The following is a 15275-nucleotide window of genomic DNA, read 5'->3' on the forward strand; positions in this document are numbered from 1 at the left end:
ATCCGATGTCCAAGCTCGATCTCGAATGGCTCGCCGTGTTCGACGAGGTCTACAAGACCGGCAGCGTCTCGAAGGCGGCCGACCGGCTCGGCATGGCCCAGGCGGCGGCAAGCACCATGCTGAACAAGCTGCGCGCGCACTTCGACGACCGCCTGTTCGCGCGCACGGCGCAGGGCATGCAGCCCACGCCCTACGCCCAGCGGCTGGTCGTCCATGTGCGCGAGGTGCTTTCGCAGCTCGACCAGGCGCGCGGCAGCCGCAGCGCCTTCGATCCGGGCGAGGCGAGGCGCAACTTCCGCATCTGCATGACCGACATCAGCGAGGTGGTGCTGCTGCCGGGCCTGCTCGACCACCTCCGGCGCGTCGCGCCGGGCGTGCACCTCGAGACCGAGATAATTTCCACCGAGAGCGGCCGCCGGCTGGAGGATGGCGAGGTCGACCTGGCGGTGGGCTTCATGCCGCAGCTCGACGCGGGCTTCTACCAGCAGACGCTCTTCATGCAGAACTTCGTGTGCCTGGTGGCGCGGAACCACCCCCGCATCGGCGCGCGCCTCACGCGCAAGCGTTTCGAGGGCGAGGCGCATGCGGTGATCTCGTCCTCCGGGACCGGCCATGCCATCGTCGACAAGACGATCGCCCGCCTGGGGCTGCAACGCAACGTGGTGGCGCGACTGTCGAGCTTCCTGAGCGTGGCGCGTATCGTCGCGCACACGGAGCTGGTGGTGATCGTGCCGCGCATCCTCGGCGAGGTGCTGGCCACGCAGGAGCCTGTCCGGCTGCTCGACCTGCCCTTCTCGCTGCCGCCCTACGCCGTCAAGCAGCACTGGCACGAGCGCTTCCATGCCGACGCCGGCAACGTGTGGTTGCGGCGCACCGTGGCGCAACTCTTTGGGCCAAAGACCGGTCCCGCGCTCGCATAATTGCCACGGGCGCCCCACCGACCAACTCCTCGCCCAGGCAACTCATGTCTTCGATCACATTGCGCTTCCTTGCCGAGCCCAGCACCGTCAATTTCGGCGGCAAGGTCCATGGCGGCACCGTCATGAAGTGGATCGACGAGGCCGGGTACGCGTGCGCCACCAGTTGGTCCAAGCGCTACTGCGTCACCGTTTTCATCGGCAGCATCCGGTTCCACCGCCCGATCATGATCGGCGACCTGGTCGAGGTCGAGGCGCGGCTGGCCTACACGGGCAACAGCAGCATGAACATCTCCGTCGAGGTGCGCAGCGGCGACATGAAGGGCGGCGAGATGCAGAAGACGACCGAGTGCCTGGTCGTCTTCGTCTCGGTCGATTCGCATGGCCGCACCCTGCCCGTCGACGCCTTCACGCCCGGCACGCCGGGTGAAATGGCGCTGGCCGAAAGGGCCAGGGCGCACCTGGAGGCCTCGCGCGCGGCGGCCGGGAACTAGTGAAGCTCGACCTGACCGGGGGTGAAAGGCTGGCCGCGCCCCCGCAGCGGCCATTCGGCCCAAGCAGTGTCGGAGAAGCTTTCGCGCCAAGACCAGCCTGACGAACCTGCGCGCCTTCGGGCGAGCCGCAGATCCTTTTGGCAACGAAAGACGCTACGGTATCAAGCGGCTCTGTCCGTTTTCGAACCAACTGGCGTCAAAACCGTCCTTCAACAAGACGACGCTGGTCCATCCAGGGCCCGGTCGGCTTGTTCTGCTCATGTACTTTGCGAGGGTCCCTGCGTCCTCGCTCAGCAAATGCGTAATGCCCTCGCACTGGCATTGCGCAATCAGCTTGAAATCGTCTTTCACCCGGGCTCGATCGTCGGCCGCGTCCCGCGAATTGGCTCGCAACAACAATCCGCAAGCCATCGCATGGTCAACGTTGAAAGGGAGCACGACGAAGTTTCGCAAAGGCAGATCGTTGATCGCCTGGCGAACCTGAAACTCTGAAATTGCGATGGTCGACAGGAATAGCGGCACTTCGCGCTGAACGCATTCCCTGTAGTAGCGCTGCGCGGTAGCGTGATGTGTTCGAGTGGGGTCGCTGAACGAAATAAGAAAGCTGGTATCCAGCAGAACACTGTTCAATCTGTCCCTCCGCGCAATTCATCGACCCACGAAGTCGCGTCGGGAATATCCTTCCACGCCTGAGCACCTCGCTTGGTCAATCGCGCCAGCTCTTCTTCGTCAATGCTGGGGGCGTACTCAACGAACTCGACAAGTCTGGCGTCGCGCAACTCCCGAGTAAGCACGTTGTACTGCGCTCTCACGCGCAGCATCGCCATCTTGTAGAGCCGGTTCACCTTGTCGTTGCGGAGCAGGTCTCGATCTGTAGAAACCTTGAGGGAGCTGCCATCAGGAAGGCGAATGTGCGCATTCGCCTTTGTCACGCCACCAAGATCCTGAATCTCTCCGCGGACATAGCGTTCCACCTGCACCCATTGATCGGCGTCATCCGCCCGGTAGTCGCTTTCGAGGCTGACCACCACGGGCTTCGGAAGAAAAGGTGCAGTGATTCGGAATGCAATGTCGCCTGCGCCGCGGGCCACCTTTTGCCAGCGTTCAATCACTTCACGGCGCCTGCGGTCCACCGTGTCGAGCAACTCTGAACTCAACAGGGCGCTCAAATCCGCGAACAGGATCGGAGCCGAGGGAATGGGCGCCGTCTGTATGGCGATCGAGCCGGCAACAACGGACACATCCAATTGGCCCGGATCAACCTCTCGGGCTTCCCCGCGGAGAAACGCTTCCACGTCCGCCGCGAAATTCGCCAAGGTACTCAGCTTGACCCGATCCGGGGTCGCCTCAAATCCCGCCGAACGGTCGACTAAAGCAACGGTAATTCGCTGAGCTTCCATGATCCGAATGATTGTAGAGACGCCGGCTTTCGTCTGCCCATCTTTCACAAAGCGGCCCGTGGCGATGCCGTCATCGCTTCAATTCGAAGCCAACACCGTCCCGCTCACCTCGCCCAAGCCGATGCGCACGGCCCCGTCGCGCTCGCAATACCCGCGCAGGCTCAGCGTGTCGCCGTCTTCCAGGAAGGTGCGGCGCTCGCCGTTCGGCAAGGTGATCGGCTGCTTGCCGCCCATCGTGAGTTCGAGCAACGATCCTGCTTCGTCGGCCTTCGGTCCCGACAGCGTGCCGGAGCCGAGCAGGTCGCCCGGCTGCAGGTTGCAACCGTTCACGGTGTGGTGCGTGATGAGCTGGCCGGCGGTCCAGTACGCCGCCTGCGTGGTATTGCCACGCGTGAGCCGCACCGCGCCCTCCCCGGCCTCGCGCATCTTCGCGGTCTGCAGCCAGACTTCGAGCGTGATGTCGAGCGCCCCGGCTTCGCGGTTGGCGGGCGAATCGAGATAGGGCAGGGGTTGGGGATCGCCGGCGGCGCGCTCGAACTTGGCGCGGAAAGGCGCAAGCGCCTCCATCGTCACGATCCAGGGCGACAGCGTGCTCGCGAAGTTCTTCGACAGGAAGGGGCCGAGCGGCTGGTACTCCCAGGCCTGCAGGTCGCGGGCGGACCAGTCGTTGAGCAAGGTCACGCCGAACAGGTGCCGTTCGGCATCGCCGATCGCGATCGGCTCGCCGAGCGCATTGCCCTGGCCGACGACGAAGCCGAGTTCCAGCTCATAGTCCAGCCGCTTCGACGGTCCGAAGCTCGGCGATTCGGCCTCGGGCGCCTTGGTCTGGCCCTGCGGGCGCTTGAAGCGCTGGCCGCTCACGGCGATCGACGACGCGCGGCCGTGGTAGCCGATGGGCACCCACTTGTAGTTGGGCATCAGCGGCTGGTCCGGACGGAACAGCTTGCCGACGGTGGTGGCGTGATGAATGCCGGTATAGAAGTCGGTGTAGTCGCCGATGCGGCAGGGCACGGTCATTTCGACGGCCGATTGCGCAAACAGCGCCTTGCTCCAGGCGGCCTGCTTCGCGCTGCCTTCGCGCAGGCCTTCGGAAAGGGCCGAGCGCAGCGCCTGCCGCTCGCCGGCGCCTTGGGCCAGCAGCACGTTCATGTCATCGGTGTCGACGACTCCCGCGGCCTTCAGGTCGAGCACCTGTTCACCGATGGCGACGCCGATGCGGAAGCCCTCACCGCTGCCGGCAGGACGAAAGCGCCCGAAGGGCAGGTTCTGGATCGGGAAGTCGCTGCCGACTTCGTTGGCCGAGGCCACCCAGCTGCGCAGCTTCGGATCGTGGGTTGCGTTCAATGTGTTCATGGCTTGTATTTGTCTTGCAGGCCGGCCCAGCAGTCGGCGTAGTTCTGGTCGAGCGCGGGGCTTTGCATCGCGAACTCGGTGGGGATGAAGCGGTAGCGGCTCTCGAACATGAAGGCCAGGGTGTTGTCCAGCTTCTGCGGCGCGAGCTTGGCGTTGCTGGCCTTGTCGAAGGCTTCCTCGTCGGGCCCGTGCGGCACCATGCAGTTGTGCAGGCTGGCACCACCGGGCTTGAACCCGCCGGGCTTGGCGTCGTATTCGCCGTAGACCAGCCCCATGAATTCGCTCATGAGGTTGCGGTGGTACCAGGGCGGACGGAAGGTGTCTTCCATCACCAGCCAGCGCGGCGGGAAGATCACGAAGTCGCAGTTCGCCGTGCCGGGGGTGTCGCTCGGCGAGGTGAGCACGGTGAAGATCGACGGGTCCGGATGGTCGAAGCTGATCGAGCCGATGGTCATGAAGTGCGCCGTGTCGTACTTCACCGGCGACAGGTTGCCGTGCCAGGCGACGACGTTGAAGGGCGAATGCCGGGTCGGTGCCGACCAGAAGCGGCCGCTTGCCTTCTTGATCAACTCGTAGCCAACGCTCGCATCCTCGAAGGCCGCGACCGGCGCCTGGAAGTCGCGTGAATTCGCAAGGCCATTGGAGCCGATCGGCCCCAGTTCGGGCAGGCGGAACTGCGCGCCGTAGTTCTCGCAGAGGTAGCCGCGCGACAGGCCATCGGGCAGCCCCACCTTGAACACGACGCCGCGCGGGACCAGCGCGATCTCGCCGGGCTTGACTTCGAGCACGCCCATCTCGGTGGTAATGACCAACCGCCCCTGCTGCGGCACGAAGAGCATCTCGCCATCGGCGTTGACGACGGCGCGGCGCTGCATCGAGCGGCTCGCGAGGTAGACGTGCGCGGCCAGACCGGTCTGCGCCTCGGCATCGCCATTGGCCGCCAGCGTATGAACGCCGTCGATGAAATCGACGTCGGCGTTGTCCAGCGGGATGGGTGCCCAACGCAAGGGCTCGGGGGGTAGCGCGATCTCGCGGTCGGCGCCGGTCTTCCAGCTCGACTGCGCGTAAGCCTTGTAGCGGCCGGAGACCACCGAAGGCTGGCGCCGGTACATCCACGTGCGGCGGTTCTCGTGGCGCGGCGCAGTGAAGGCGGTGCCCGAGATCAGCTCCGGATACAGGTCAAAGGGCGCGCGCTGCGGGCTGTTGCGGCCCTGCGGCAAGGCACCGGGGACGGCCTCGGTGGCGTACTCGTTGCCGAAGCCGCTCTGGTAGCGGAGGTCGGCGGATGCATTCTTCATGGTGTCCTCTCTTGAATTTCAGCGTGATGGCGCAGCGGCTTCGAAAGCCTGGCGCAGCACGGCGGTCGAGCCGATGTGATTCGCCAGTACGAGCACGAGGCGCGCGTTGAAGGCGTGGCTCTCTTCGGTCGAAAGGCCCTGGTGCGCTTCGATCAGCGCCTCGTAGAAGTCGTCCGGCGCTTCGAGGTTGGGCGTGGTGATCAGGTCCATCGCTCTATGCCTTTGCCAACGCACGGTCGTACGCGGCGCGCACGGCCTCCGGAGTGGGTTGCCGCCAGCGAGCGCACACGTGCTGGTCGGGGCGCAGGAGGTAGACGGTGCCGGGCTGCGCGTCGTAACGCTTCGCCGCGAGTTCGCCCTCGCCGGTGGCCGCGACACGCACGATGTGCAGCGGCACGTCGGCTTGCGCCAGCATGCGCAGACTTCGCTCCGCGGCGTTGCCTTCGCCGAAGACGGCGGCCGTGAAGCGCGTCTCGGGCTCGCCGGTCGACGCCGGGCAGAGTTCACGGAGCAGCCAGCCAGTGTTTCCGTCAGCCCGAACGACGGGCGCATCGGCCGCCGGTGCACCGGGCACCATCGCGCCGGCGAAGGCATCCACATCGACCGTGTTCAGCGCGGAGCGATGCAGCGTGCTCGGAACCGACAGGCGGCCGCTGTTCACCAGTGCGCGTGCGAAGGCGTGGCGCTTCGAGAGTTCGAGCACCGCGTTGCGGAAGACGCGGCTGATCTCGCTCTTGGGCGTGATGAAGTCGGTGGCACGGGTCGAGTGGCGGATGTTTTCGTCGGCCGCGTATTCGCGCTCGCTCGCATAGCTGTCGAGCAGCGCATCGGGCGCTTCGTGCCGTAGCACGGCGGCGAGCTTCCACGCGAGGTTGTCGGCATCCTGCACGCCGGAGTTCGCGCCGCGCGCGCCGAAGGGCGAGACGCCATGCGCCGAGTCGCCCGCAAACAGCACCCGCCCGTGGCGGAAATGTGCCATGCGCTGGCACGCAAAGGTGTAGACGCTGGCCCAGCCGATCGTGAACTGCACCTTCTCGTGGCCGATGCTGTCGAGCAGGGCCCGCACGCGCGGGATGATGTTCTCGTGCTTGCGCTCTTCCACCGGATCGGCGTCCCAGCCGAGCTGAAAGTCGACGCGCCACATGCCGTCGGCCTGCTTGTGCAGCAGCACGCTCTGGCCGGGATGGAAAGGCGGATCGAACCAGAAGCGGCGCTCGGTCGGCAGGTCTGCGTCCATGGTCACGTCGGCGATCAGGAAACGGTCGCGGAACACGCGGCCCTTCGCCTCCTGGCCGAGAAGCTGGCGCATGTTCGAGCGCGAGCCGTCGCAGGCGGCGACGTAGTCACCGGCAAGCCGGTAGTTGCCGTCCGGCGTCTCGATGGTCAGCAGCGCGTGGTCCGCGGCCTGCTCGACGCCGACCACCTTGTTGCTCCAGCGCAGGTCGATCAGCGGCAGCTCGGCCGCGCGCTCGGCCAGGTAGCCCTCGACGTAGTACTGCTGCAGGTTGACGAATGCCGGCCGCTCGTGCCCCGCCTCGGGCAGCAGGTCGAAGTTGTAGACCTGCTCGTCGCGGAAGAACACCCTGCCGACCTTCCACGAGACGCCCTTGGCCACGATGCGGTCGGCGCAGCCGAGGCGGTCGAAGACTTCCAGCGTGCGCTTGGCGAAGCAGATGGCGCGCGAGCCGGTCGAGAGCGTGCAGTCGTTGTCCAGAAGCACCACGGGGATCTGCCGCTGCGCGAGGTCGATCGCGAGGGCGAGGCCCACCGGGCCTGCGCCGACCACCACGACCGGACGGCGCGCCGGCGATGCGGCGTCCTGGTCCGCGTGGCGGCGGTAGTCGAAGCGCAGCGACTGGTAGTCGGTCTGCGCGGTGCCAGTTGCGAGTGCGTCCAAGGTCTTGTCTCCTGTCTTTCTCCTTCCCCCTCCGGGGGAAGGCCGGGAAGGGGGGCCGGCGGTCGATGTTGGCGCCGCGTGCCCCCACCCCAGCCCTCCCCCAGAGGGGGAGGGAGCAAATGGGGTCAGCCTTCGAGGGCCTTCCACATCTCGATGTCGCGCTCCGCCGTCCAGATGCGCGGGTCGGCATGGCCCGACGCTTCGTCGTAGGCGCGGCTCACGTCGAAGGGCATGCAGTGGTCGAAGATGACCCACTGGCTGTACTTGGGCTTGAGCCTGGCGTAGGTGTCGTTGTAGACGGCGTTCAGGTCGCGGCCTGCCTTCACGCCCTCCTGCACGCTGCTGTAGACATCGGCGATGAAGCTGCGCGTGCCTGCCAGTCCCTTGGCGACCTCGTCCGGCGTGGTGAGCGCGGCGCCGCGGCCGGGGACGAGCGCGGCCGGCTTCAGCGCGGCGATGTTGTCGAGCGTCTTCGGCCAATCCTGGAAGTAGGCGTCGCCGGCATAGGGCGTGGCGTCGAACTCCACCAGGTCGCCCGAGAGCAGCGTTCGCTCCTGCGGCAGCCAGACAACCGTGTCGCCCTTGGTGTGGCCGCGGCCCAGCTGGATGAGCTGCACTTCGAGCTTGCCGAGCCACAGCGTCATCTTGCCGGTGAAGGTCATGGTCGGCCAGGTGAGCCCCGGCGGCACGGTCTCGACGTTCTGGAACAGGCGCGGGAAGCGGCCGATCTCGCTGGCCTTGTCCTGCTCGCCGCGCTCGACGATGAGGTCGCGCGTGTCCTGGCTCGCGATGATGTGCTCGGGCTTGTAGCCGGCGGCGCCCAGCACCCGCACGGCGTGGTAATGCGTGAGCACGACGTACTTGATGGGCTTGTCGGTCACTTCGCGGATGCGGCGCACGACGTCGGCCGCCATGGCCGGCGTGGCCTGGGTGTCGGCAACGAGCACGCAGTCGTCGCCGATCACGATGCCGGTGTTGGGGTCGCCTTCGGCCGTGTAGGCCCACGCGTGCTCCGAAATCTGGCTGAAGGTGATCTTCTTTTCTTCCAGGTCGGCTTGGCTGGCGAACTTCTTGGTCTCTGACATCGTGGGTCTCCTTGATTCGTCTAACGTGAATTGATTTGCATGGAACGAATGTGCGAAGTGTAATTCGGCAATCAGTTAATGTCTAATGTCTTCTGCATGAACGAACGACGGGCACGGCCATGAACACTGAAACCGATCGCGCCCAGCGCGGCATCCAGAGCATCGAGGTGGGCGGCCAGCTGCTGCGCGCGCTGGTGCACCACGGCCGGCCGATGGCCCTGAAGGACCTCGCCCGCGAGGCCGAGATGTCCCCCGCCAAGGCGCATCCCTACATGGTCAGCTTCGGCCGCCTCGGGCTGATCGAGCAGGACCGCACCAGCGGCCACTATCTGCTCGGACCGCTCGCGTTGCAACTGGGGTTGATCAGCCTGCAGCAGGCGAATCCCGTGCACGTCGCGACGCCGCTGATCGCGGAACTGGCGCAGCAGATCGGACAGACCGTGGCGATCGCGGTGTGGGGCGACCGGGGCGCCACCATCGTGCGCATCGCCGAATCGCCGGCGCCGCTGCACGTGAACATGCGGCACGGCACGGTGTTCTCCCTGACCAACACCGCGTCGGGCCGGCTGTTCGGCGCCTACCTGGACGCCTCGGTGGTGAAGCAACTCCTGGAAGAGGAGCGCCTGCGCGAGCAGAAAGGCGCCGCCGTGGCGCCGCGACGTGGCATGCCCCCGGTGCAGCCCCTACCGAGCTGGAAGGCCTTCGAGGCGCAGTTGCACGAGGTTCGCACCCACGGCCTCAGCCGGTCCGAAGGCGAGATCCTTCCCGGCGTGAGCGCGATGTCGGCGCCGGCCTTCGATCACACGGGCGCCATCGTGCTGGCCATCACCGCCATCGGGCCATCCGCCATCTTCGATACGCAATGGGACGGCGAGGTCGCGGTGCCGCTCAAGGCCTGCGCTGCCCAGGTGTCGGAGCGGCTGGGGGCCGGCCCTTCAAGGCCTTGAGCCGTTCGATGCTCTCGGCCGGCCAGTAGTCGGAGCGGCTGTAGTACGCGTCCACCGCCGGGGTGCCCGGTGGCAGCACCACCCAGGCCTGCTTCGACGCCGTGAAGATGTGGATGTCCGGCGGCAGCGAATCCGGTGTGTCTAGCGTGCCGACACGGACGAACTTCACCGATTCACCGGCGCCGGCATAGTGGCTCCAGAGTGCGACGTGGCAGCGGGGGCAGCGCGCGATCTTCTGGCCCTTGCCGCTGAGCGACGGCGTATCGACCAGTTCGACCTCGCCCTGCAGGAGTTCCACGCGGTCGCTCTCGATCATCGCGTTAAGCGCGAACGAAGCGCCGGTTTCGCGCTGGCACCAGCGGCAGTGGCAGCAGTTCACGAATAGCGGCTTCGTCGCCATCCGATAGCGCACCGCGCGGCAGGTACAGCCGCCGTCCAGCGGGAACATCAGTGCGATCGCCCGTCGTAGTGCTTCACCGGCACGGCATCGAGGTCGATGCCCTCCAGGCAGCGGATGTTGACCGCGATGGTCGGCACGCCCTTCGGGTCGGTGGCCTCGGCAAACGGCTGGATGCCGCAGGTCTTGCAGAAGCGGTGCCTGATCGCATGCTTGTTGAAGAGATAGGTCCCCATGTTGTCGTCCTCCGGCGTGAGCAGCGTGAACTGCGTGCGCGGAACGAACCACAGCAGAGAGCCCTTCCGCTGGCACATGGAGCAGTTGCAGGCCAGTGCGCCCTGTATCTCGCCCTCCGCCTCGAAGGCGATCTTTCCGCAATGACAGCTACCTTCGTATTTCATGCAAGTCCCCTTTCATGCGCGATGGGCCGAAGCCAGTAACCGAAGGCCCAAGGACACCATGACCGCACCCGCCAGTCTGTCGGCCCACGCCTTGTATCGCAGGTAGGTCTTTTGCGGTCCCTTGGCGGAAAGGGCAAGGGCGACCAATGCGTACCAGCTGGTCTCGAGCACGAACACCACGGCGACGATGCCCAGCCCGAAGGCCAGTGAGGGCGAAGGCGGCAGGAAGGCCGCGAACACGCTGGCATAGACGATGGCCGTCTTGGGATTGCTCACCTGCGTGGCCAGCCCGAGGAGGAACGCCCGGCCCGCGTGGCGCCGTGCGCCGCTCGCATCGGCCACCGGCGCCGCCATCGACAACGGCTGCCGCGCCCCCAGCCAGATCCGCACGCCAAGGTAGGCCAGGTAGAGGCCGCCGGCGACCTTGAGAACGATGAAGAGCGTCGGGATGGCAAGCAACAGCGCCTGCAGGCCGGCCAGCGCCGCGAGTGCGAAGCAAGCACCGCCGAGCCCCATGCCGAAAGCAGCGGCCACGCCCTCCGGGCGCGACTGCGACACCGCGGTGCGCGCGACCATCACGAAGCTGGGGCCGGGACTGACCACGCCCACGGCCAGCGCGCCGGCAATGCCCAGCAGCGGAAGCAACTGATTCAACTTCGTCTCCTTGCCCTTGTCGCCCTCGGAACGGGGCTCGGAGATTACTCCAACGGCCTCAGGCCATGAAGCCCACGTTCTTGGGGTAGTCGATCCCGTTGACGTTGCCGCCGAAGTTCTTGAGGTTGGGCAGGATGCCCGGCAGGTCGGCATCGGGCACGCCGAACCACTTGGCGAGCGTGGCGCCGTACTGGTCGACCGAGGTCGAGGGAATCAGTCGCCCCTGCCCCACGTGGCCGTCGTAGCCGTCGAGCTTCGCGTCGTTGTTGATGCTGACGACCTGCGGCGTGCCGTAGAGCTGCTTGCCCTTGACCGCGCCGCCGACGACGAAGTGATGGCTGCCCCAGCCATGGTCGGAGCCGTCGCCGTTGCTGGCCAGCGTGCGGCCGAAGTCCGATGCCGTGAAGGCCGTGACCTTGTCGGCGATGCCCAGCGCGGCGGTCTGGCGGTAGAACGCGGTCATGGCGTCGCTGAGCTGCTGCATCAGGCCGGGCTGATTGGCGATGAGGTTGTCGTGCAGGTCGAAGCCGCCCATCGACACGAAGAACACTTGCCGCTTGACGCCCAGCGCTGCACGGCCGTTGATGAGACGGGCCACCATCTTCAATTGCTTGGCCAGGCCCGTGCTCAGGGTGCCGAAGGAATCGACAGGCAGCGCGGGCGACAGCGCACCGGTCACGGTCGTCTCGGCTTCCACCGCACGCTTGGTCACCCGGTTGTATTCGTTCTCCAGCACGTGGCTGCGTGCTTCCTGGACGAGCTGGCCCATCGCGGACTTGACCGAGGCCGACACGAAGCCGCCGGTGCTCTTCACGCTGTTGATGCCGACCGCGCCGTTGGTGCTCACCTGGTATTGCAGCGCCTGGTCGCCCGAGAGAAAGACCGCATTGCCCGCGACGGACATGCAGGTGAAGAGCGAATTGGTGTTCTGCGACAGCGCCAGGTCGCCGAGATTGCCGCCCCAGCCGACGGTCGAGCCTTCGGGCGAGGACGACTGCCAGGTCGATTGCTGGTCGTTGTGCGAGAAGAGCTTGGGCGGCTGCGGATAGAGCTTCTTGTTGCTGTTGTTGTACTGCGCCCGGTTGAGCGGCACGACCAACGGGCCGACGTTGAGCTGCACCGCCATCTTGCCGTCGACATTGAACAGATTCGCCAGCTGGCCCATTGCCGGATGCAAGGCGTACTGGCGTCCGTTGGGCAGCGGGATCGTGGGTGCCAGCACCGTCTTCGCGACATCCATGTCGTTCTTGGCGATGGCGATGCCGCCGGTGGCCTGGGGAAGGCGGATGCCGCTGTAGAGGTTGTAGCTGGGGTCGTCGTAGGTGATGACGGTGTTGGCGTAGTCGTTGCCGCCGAAGAGGAACACGCACACCAGCGCCTTGTAGTCGTCGCTCGGCGCGGCCTGCGCGGCGGCTTCGCCCATCGCGGCGAGGTTGAGCGCGAAAGGCAAGGCGGTGCCGGCCATCGCGAGCTGGCCGGAGCGGCGCAGGAAGGCGCGTCGGGTGTGGGCTGCAGGATCGATCAGGTACATCGCGCGGTCCCTTATTTCTGGATCAGGTAGGAGGGCGAAGCCATCGCCATCAGCACCGCGGCGTACACGCGGTTGAGCTTGACGGCGTCGGTGCTGGTGGCGGTCACGGCCGGCGTGCCGAGTGCGTTGGTGATCAACGCCTGCGTGGCCGCCGAAAGCTGGTTGCCGGTGAGCAGCAGGTTCAGCCGTCGCACGAGGGCCGCGGGGTCGAGCACCAGCGCGAGCTCGCTCGCATAGCTCGCGTTCACGTCCTTGGTGTTCTTCGGCAGCGTGTTCTGCATGTAGTTCAGGTAGCCGCCGACGCTCGTTTCGTTGACCACCTGGAACTCGGGCGCGACCATCTTCGCGGTCGCGATCGCCGTCGAGGGCGGGACGTAGCCGGGGCGGAAATAGTTGAAGACCGAGGGCGAGCGCAATGGGCTCTGGCCCAGCTGGTCGTTGGGACGGGAGAGGTCGCCGATCTTCCAGTTGCCGGACGTCGAGCCGACGCCGAAGGTGCGCCCCCATTGCACGAAGCGCAGCATCGGCTCGCGCAGGCGGCCGAAGTTGGGATCGCCCAGGCCGGCCGGGCTGCGGGCCTCGTTGTCGAGCAGCACGGCGGCGAAGACGCTTTTCATGTCGCCGCGCACGCCGGAGCCGTTGTCCGCGAACACATCCGATACGCGCTTCACGTAGGCCGGGCTCGGGTTGCTGGTCACCAGGCGCTGGATCAGCTGCTTGCAGATGAAGGGGCCGACGTTCGGATGGTTGAACAGCGTGTCGAGCGCGATCTTGAGCGCTGCCTTGCCCTCGGTGCCTGAGGGCACGGTCGCGCCGAGGAACTTCGCTTCGAGCGTGGAATGGCGCGAGGCGGTGAGCGCCATCGGCCGCGTGGTCCACCCGTTGCCTTCGACGGTGTAGGTGGCACCCGGCGGGGTGAAGGCGCCGGCGGTTCCCGTCTTCTCGTCGGCGCGGATGTCCAGGTCGTAGCCGGTAAAGACGCGCGCGAGGTTGGTCACGTCGTCCAGGGTGTAGGTGTCGAGCGGCGCGCCGTCCGCGCCCGTCTTGAGGGTGCCGTCGGGGTTGAGCTGGTAGAGCCCGATGGTCATGAGCTGCATGACCTCGCGCGCATAGTTCTCGTCCGGCTGGCGGCCCTGCGCGTTTTCCTTCTGGTTGCCCTTGGTGTTGAGGTAGTAGCCCATCGCCGGGTTGAGGGTCACGTCTTCCAGCAGCTTGCGGAAGTTGCCGGTGACGCCCCCGACCAGCGTGTCCCAGTACTGGGCCATCATGTGGTTGGTCCAGTTCGAGCCGATGTCGTTGGCCGACACCACAAAGATCTCGGTGAACGCCAGCGCCATGCGCTTGCGGAAACCGTCCGGCGCCGTCATGAGCTGGTTCCAGATCATGTCGTCGGCGTTGACGGTGTTGTAGGGCTTGCTCGAGATCCAGTCCCAGCCCGTCTGCGTGGCTTGACGGTCGACCTGCTCTCCCAGCCAGGGCAGATAGCCTTTGCTGCGAACGTCTGCGATCTCGGCATCGGATGCGGAGAACTGCGACTGCAGGAGGAAGCGCGCCGCCTCGTCGTCGGACTTCGCCTCCGTGTAGACGTAGGTCTGGGCGGTCGGCGTGGCGGCCAGCGGGGTCAGGGACCCGGCCTGCACGCCGGTACTGGTTCCAGTGCCGGTTCCCAGGCCTGGGAAGGCTCCGCCGCCTCCACCACCTCCACCGCCGCAGGCTGCGAGCGCAGCCGCCGCGGCCGCGGTCAGGGAAAGCGCGAGCGTGCGCGGGATGTGCGGCTCGGTTGCCGCAGCTGGCAGGGATGCCGGCGCAACGCGCACGAGTTCCTCTGTCGCCTCGGCGCGACCGGTTGCGATGTCTTCCACCATGGACTCCTCACTCCTCGGCGCTCAGGCGCCGGTGTGTTCAGGCAAATGCCATGCCCGAGCCTTTGCAGTTTTTTGCAGTAGCAGAAAGACTACAACCGAGGAGTCGGCGAGACACAAATGCTAAAAAGTGTGACTTTTTCCGTCACTTCACCATCGCGCCGGCTGGCCGGATGGCGAGAAATGTCGCTCAGGACTTGGCCGCTTCGAGCCCGTCGCGCGTCCGGATCGCCTCCCGCCGGGCGACTTCGGCGAAGTCATCGCCAGACGAGGCGTAGCAGATGGCGCGCGAGGAATTGACCACGATCGGCGCGTCCGGACGCCAGCCCGCGCGAACGGTCGCGACCGCATCGCCGCCTTGTGCGCCGACGCCGGGGATCAGCAAGGGGACGGTGGGCGCCAGCGTCCTGACCCGTTCGATCTCGGCCGGATAGGTCGCGCCGACGACCAGCCCCAACTGGCCGTTCAGGTTCCAGGGGCCCTGCGCGAGGCGGGCCACGTGCTCATACAGGAAGGGCTCGCCTTCAAGACCGGCCAGACGCTGCCCCTGCAGATCCGAGCCGCCCGGATTGCTGGTGCGGCAGAGCAGGAAGGCCCCCTTACCCTCGTGGCGCAGGTAAGGCTCGACCGAATCGAAGCCCATGAAGGGCGAGAGCGTGACGGCGTCGGCGCCGTAGCGCTCGAAGGCCTCGCGCGCGTACTGCTCGGCCGTGGATCCGATGTCCCCGCGCTTGGCGTCGAGGATTGTCGGAACGTGCGGGGCGTTGCGGCGCATGTGCTCCATGAGCTGCTCCAGCTGCCCTTCGGCCCGGTGCGCGGCGAAGTAGGCGATCTGCGGCTTGAAGGCGATCACCAGGTCGGCCGTGGCGTCGACGATGCGGGCGCAGAAGTCGTAGATCTTGCTGGCGTCGCCCTTGAGGCGGGCGGGGAATTTCGTCGGTTCGGGGTCGAGGCCGACACACAGCAGCGAGCCGTTTTGGCGCTCGGCGGCGCGCAGCTTGTCCAGGAAGGTCATGGGGCCGAATTTTAGGCCGGCGCG

The 15275-nt window shown here is 66.5% G+C and carries 16 protein-coding genes; 3 read left to right on the top strand and 13 right to left on the bottom strand.

Annotated features, from left to right (window positions below; translation table 11 throughout):
• The first annotated feature begins 5 nt into the window (after positions 1–5).
• On the top strand, positions 6–920 hold the full coding sequence (locus ACSFBL_RS27115; protein WP_435518922.1) for a LysR family transcriptional regulator: 915 nt from the start codon (positions 6–8) through the stop codon (positions 918–920).
• A 44-nt stretch (positions 921–964) separates the two neighbouring features.
• Complete coding sequence (locus tag ACSFBL_RS27120; protein WP_435518923.1) at positions 965–1411, top strand: acyl-CoA thioesterase; 447 nt, start codon at positions 965–967, stop codon at positions 1409–1411.
• Between the two features lie 153 nt (positions 1412–1564).
• On the opposite strand, the gene ACSFBL_RS27125 is transcribed toward ACSFBL_RS27120, so the two are convergent.
• The 7 genes from ACSFBL_RS27125 to ACSFBL_RS27155 all read right to left on the bottom strand — a co-directional run bounded on the left by ACSFBL_RS27125 (position 1565) and on the right by ACSFBL_RS27155 (position 8444).
• Positions 1565–2041, bottom strand: a complete 477-nt coding sequence (locus tag ACSFBL_RS27125; RefSeq protein WP_435518924.1) for a type II toxin-antitoxin system VapC family toxin — start codon at positions 2039–2041, stop codon at positions 1565–1567.
• Entirely contained in the window at positions 2038–2811 is a 774-nt protein-coding gene (locus ACSFBL_RS27130) for a hypothetical protein (RefSeq protein ID WP_435518925.1), read from the bottom strand. Before ACSFBL_RS27130 ends, ACSFBL_RS27125 begins: the two co-directional genes overlap by 4 nt.
• 78 nt (positions 2812–2889) lie before the next feature.
• Entirely contained in the window at positions 2890–4164 is a 1275-nt protein-coding gene (gene fahA / locus ACSFBL_RS27135; RefSeq protein ID WP_435518926.1) for a fumarylacetoacetase, read from the bottom strand.
• Positions 4161–5462: a homogentisate 1,2-dioxygenase gene (gene hmgA / locus ACSFBL_RS27140; protein WP_435518927.1), complete on the bottom strand. Its 1302-nt coding sequence runs from the start codon at positions 5460–5462 to the stop codon at positions 4161–4163. Before hmgA ends, fahA begins: the two co-directional genes overlap by 4 nt.
• 18 nt (positions 5463–5480) lie before the next feature.
• Positions 5481–5672, bottom strand: a complete 192-nt coding sequence (locus ACSFBL_RS27145) for a DUF2783 domain-containing protein (RefSeq protein ID WP_435518928.1) — start codon at positions 5670–5672, stop codon at positions 5481–5483.
• Positions 5673–5676: 4 nt separating this feature from the next.
• Entirely contained in the window at positions 5677–7359 is a 1683-nt protein-coding gene (locus ACSFBL_RS27150) for an FAD-dependent oxidoreductase (RefSeq protein WP_435518929.1), read from the bottom strand.
• 125 nt (positions 7360–7484) lie between these two features.
• A complete protein-coding gene (locus ACSFBL_RS27155; RefSeq protein WP_435518930.1) occupies positions 7485–8444 on the bottom strand; it encodes an MBL fold metallo-hydrolase in 960 nt (319 codons plus the stop codon).
• A 119-nt stretch (positions 8445–8563) separates the two neighbouring features.
• On the opposite strand from ACSFBL_RS27155, the gene ACSFBL_RS27160 reads away from it, so the two are divergent.
• Entirely contained in the window at positions 8564–9391 is an 828-nt protein-coding gene (locus ACSFBL_RS27160) for an IclR family transcriptional regulator (protein WP_435518931.1), read from the top strand.
• Here ACSFBL_RS27160 and ACSFBL_RS27165 read toward each other — a convergent pair.
• The 6 genes from ACSFBL_RS27165 to pyrF form a co-directional block, all read right to left on the bottom strand.
• The gene (locus tag ACSFBL_RS27165; RefSeq protein ID WP_435518932.1) at positions 9333–9839 is read right to left on the bottom strand and encodes a GFA family protein; all 507 of its coding nucleotides are present in this window, start codon (positions 9837–9839) and stop codon (positions 9333–9335) included. The two genes, ACSFBL_RS27160 and ACSFBL_RS27165, sit on opposite strands and share 59 nt — an antisense overlap.
• Complete coding sequence (locus tag ACSFBL_RS27170) at positions 9839–10189, bottom strand: GFA family protein (protein WP_435518933.1); 351 nt, start codon at positions 10187–10189, stop codon at positions 9839–9841. The genes ACSFBL_RS27165 and ACSFBL_RS27170 overlap by 1 nt, the downstream gene beginning before the upstream one ends.
• A gap of 12 nt (positions 10190–10201) precedes the next feature.
• Positions 10202–10843, bottom strand: a complete 642-nt coding sequence (locus tag ACSFBL_RS27175) for a LysE family translocator (protein ID WP_435518934.1) — start codon at positions 10841–10843, stop codon at positions 10202–10204.
• Positions 10844–10901: 58 nt separating this feature from the next.
• On the bottom strand, positions 10902–12374 hold the full coding sequence (locus ACSFBL_RS27180) for a DUF1501 domain-containing protein (RefSeq protein WP_435518935.1): 1473 nt from the start codon (positions 12372–12374) through the stop codon (positions 10902–10904).
• A gap of 11 nt (positions 12375–12385) precedes the next feature.
• Positions 12386–14239, bottom strand: a complete 1854-nt coding sequence (locus ACSFBL_RS27185) for a DUF1800 domain-containing protein (RefSeq protein WP_435518936.1) — start codon at positions 14237–14239, stop codon at positions 12386–12388.
• Between the two features lie 187 nt (positions 14240–14426).
• Positions 14427–15251 carry an orotidine-5'-phosphate decarboxylase gene (gene pyrF / locus ACSFBL_RS27190; protein ID WP_435518937.1) on the bottom strand — a complete coding sequence of 275 codons (825 nt, stop codon included), beginning with the start codon at positions 15249–15251 and terminating at the stop codon, positions 14427–14429.
• Positions 15252–15275: the final 24 nt, after the last annotated feature.

Source organism: Variovorax glacialis, assembly GCF_051216375.1.
In the GTDB taxonomy this organism is placed as follows: Bacteria; Pseudomonadota; Gammaproteobacteria; order Burkholderiales; family Burkholderiaceae_C; genus Variovorax.

Excerpts from the sequence above, each read along its gene's own strand:
- ACSFBL_RS27145 (WP_435518928.1), bottom strand. The coding sequence starts at position 5,672 with ATGGACCTGATCACCACGCCCAACCTCGAAGCGCCGGACGACTTCTAC.
- fahA (WP_435518926.1), bottom strand. The coding sequence starts at position 4,164 with ATGAACACATTGAACGCAACCCACGATCCGAAGCTGCGCAGCTGGGTG.
- ACSFBL_RS27120 (WP_435518923.1), top strand. The coding sequence starts at position 965 with ATGTCTTCGATCACATTGCGCTTCCTTGCCGAGCCCAGCACCGTCAAT.
- ACSFBL_RS27185 (WP_435518936.1), bottom strand. The coding sequence starts at position 14,239 with ATGGTGGAAGACATCGCAACCGGTCGCGCCGAGGCGACAGAGGAACTC.
- ACSFBL_RS27155 (WP_435518930.1), bottom strand. The coding sequence starts at position 8,444 with ATGTCAGAGACCAAGAAGTTCGCCAGCCAAGCCGACCTGGAAGAAAAG.
- ACSFBL_RS27130 (WP_435518925.1), bottom strand. The coding sequence starts at position 2,811 with ATGGAAGCTCAGCGAATTACCGTTGCTTTAGTCGACCGTTCGGCGGGA.
- pyrF (WP_435518937.1), bottom strand. The coding sequence starts at position 15,251 with ATGACCTTCCTGGACAAGCTGCGCGCCGCCGAGCGCCAAAACGGCTCG.
- ACSFBL_RS27115 (WP_435518922.1), top strand. The coding sequence starts at position 6 with ATGTCCAAGCTCGATCTCGAATGGCTCGCCGTGTTCGACGAGGTCTAC.
- ACSFBL_RS27180 (WP_435518935.1), bottom strand. The coding sequence starts at position 12,374 with ATGTACCTGATCGATCCTGCAGCCCACACCCGACGCGCCTTCCTGCGC.
- hmgA (WP_435518927.1), bottom strand. The coding sequence starts at position 5,462 with ATGAAGAATGCATCCGCCGACCTCCGCTACCAGAGCGGCTTCGGCAAC.
- ACSFBL_RS27170 (WP_435518933.1), bottom strand. The coding sequence starts at position 10,189 with ATGAAATACGAAGGTAGCTGTCATTGCGGAAAGATCGCCTTCGAGGCG.
- ACSFBL_RS27165 (WP_435518932.1), bottom strand. The coding sequence starts at position 9,839 with ATGTTCCCGCTGGACGGCGGCTGTACCTGCCGCGCGGTGCGCTATCGG.
- ACSFBL_RS27160 (WP_435518931.1), top strand. The coding sequence starts at position 8,564 with ATGAACACTGAAACCGATCGCGCCCAGCGCGGCATCCAGAGCATCGAG.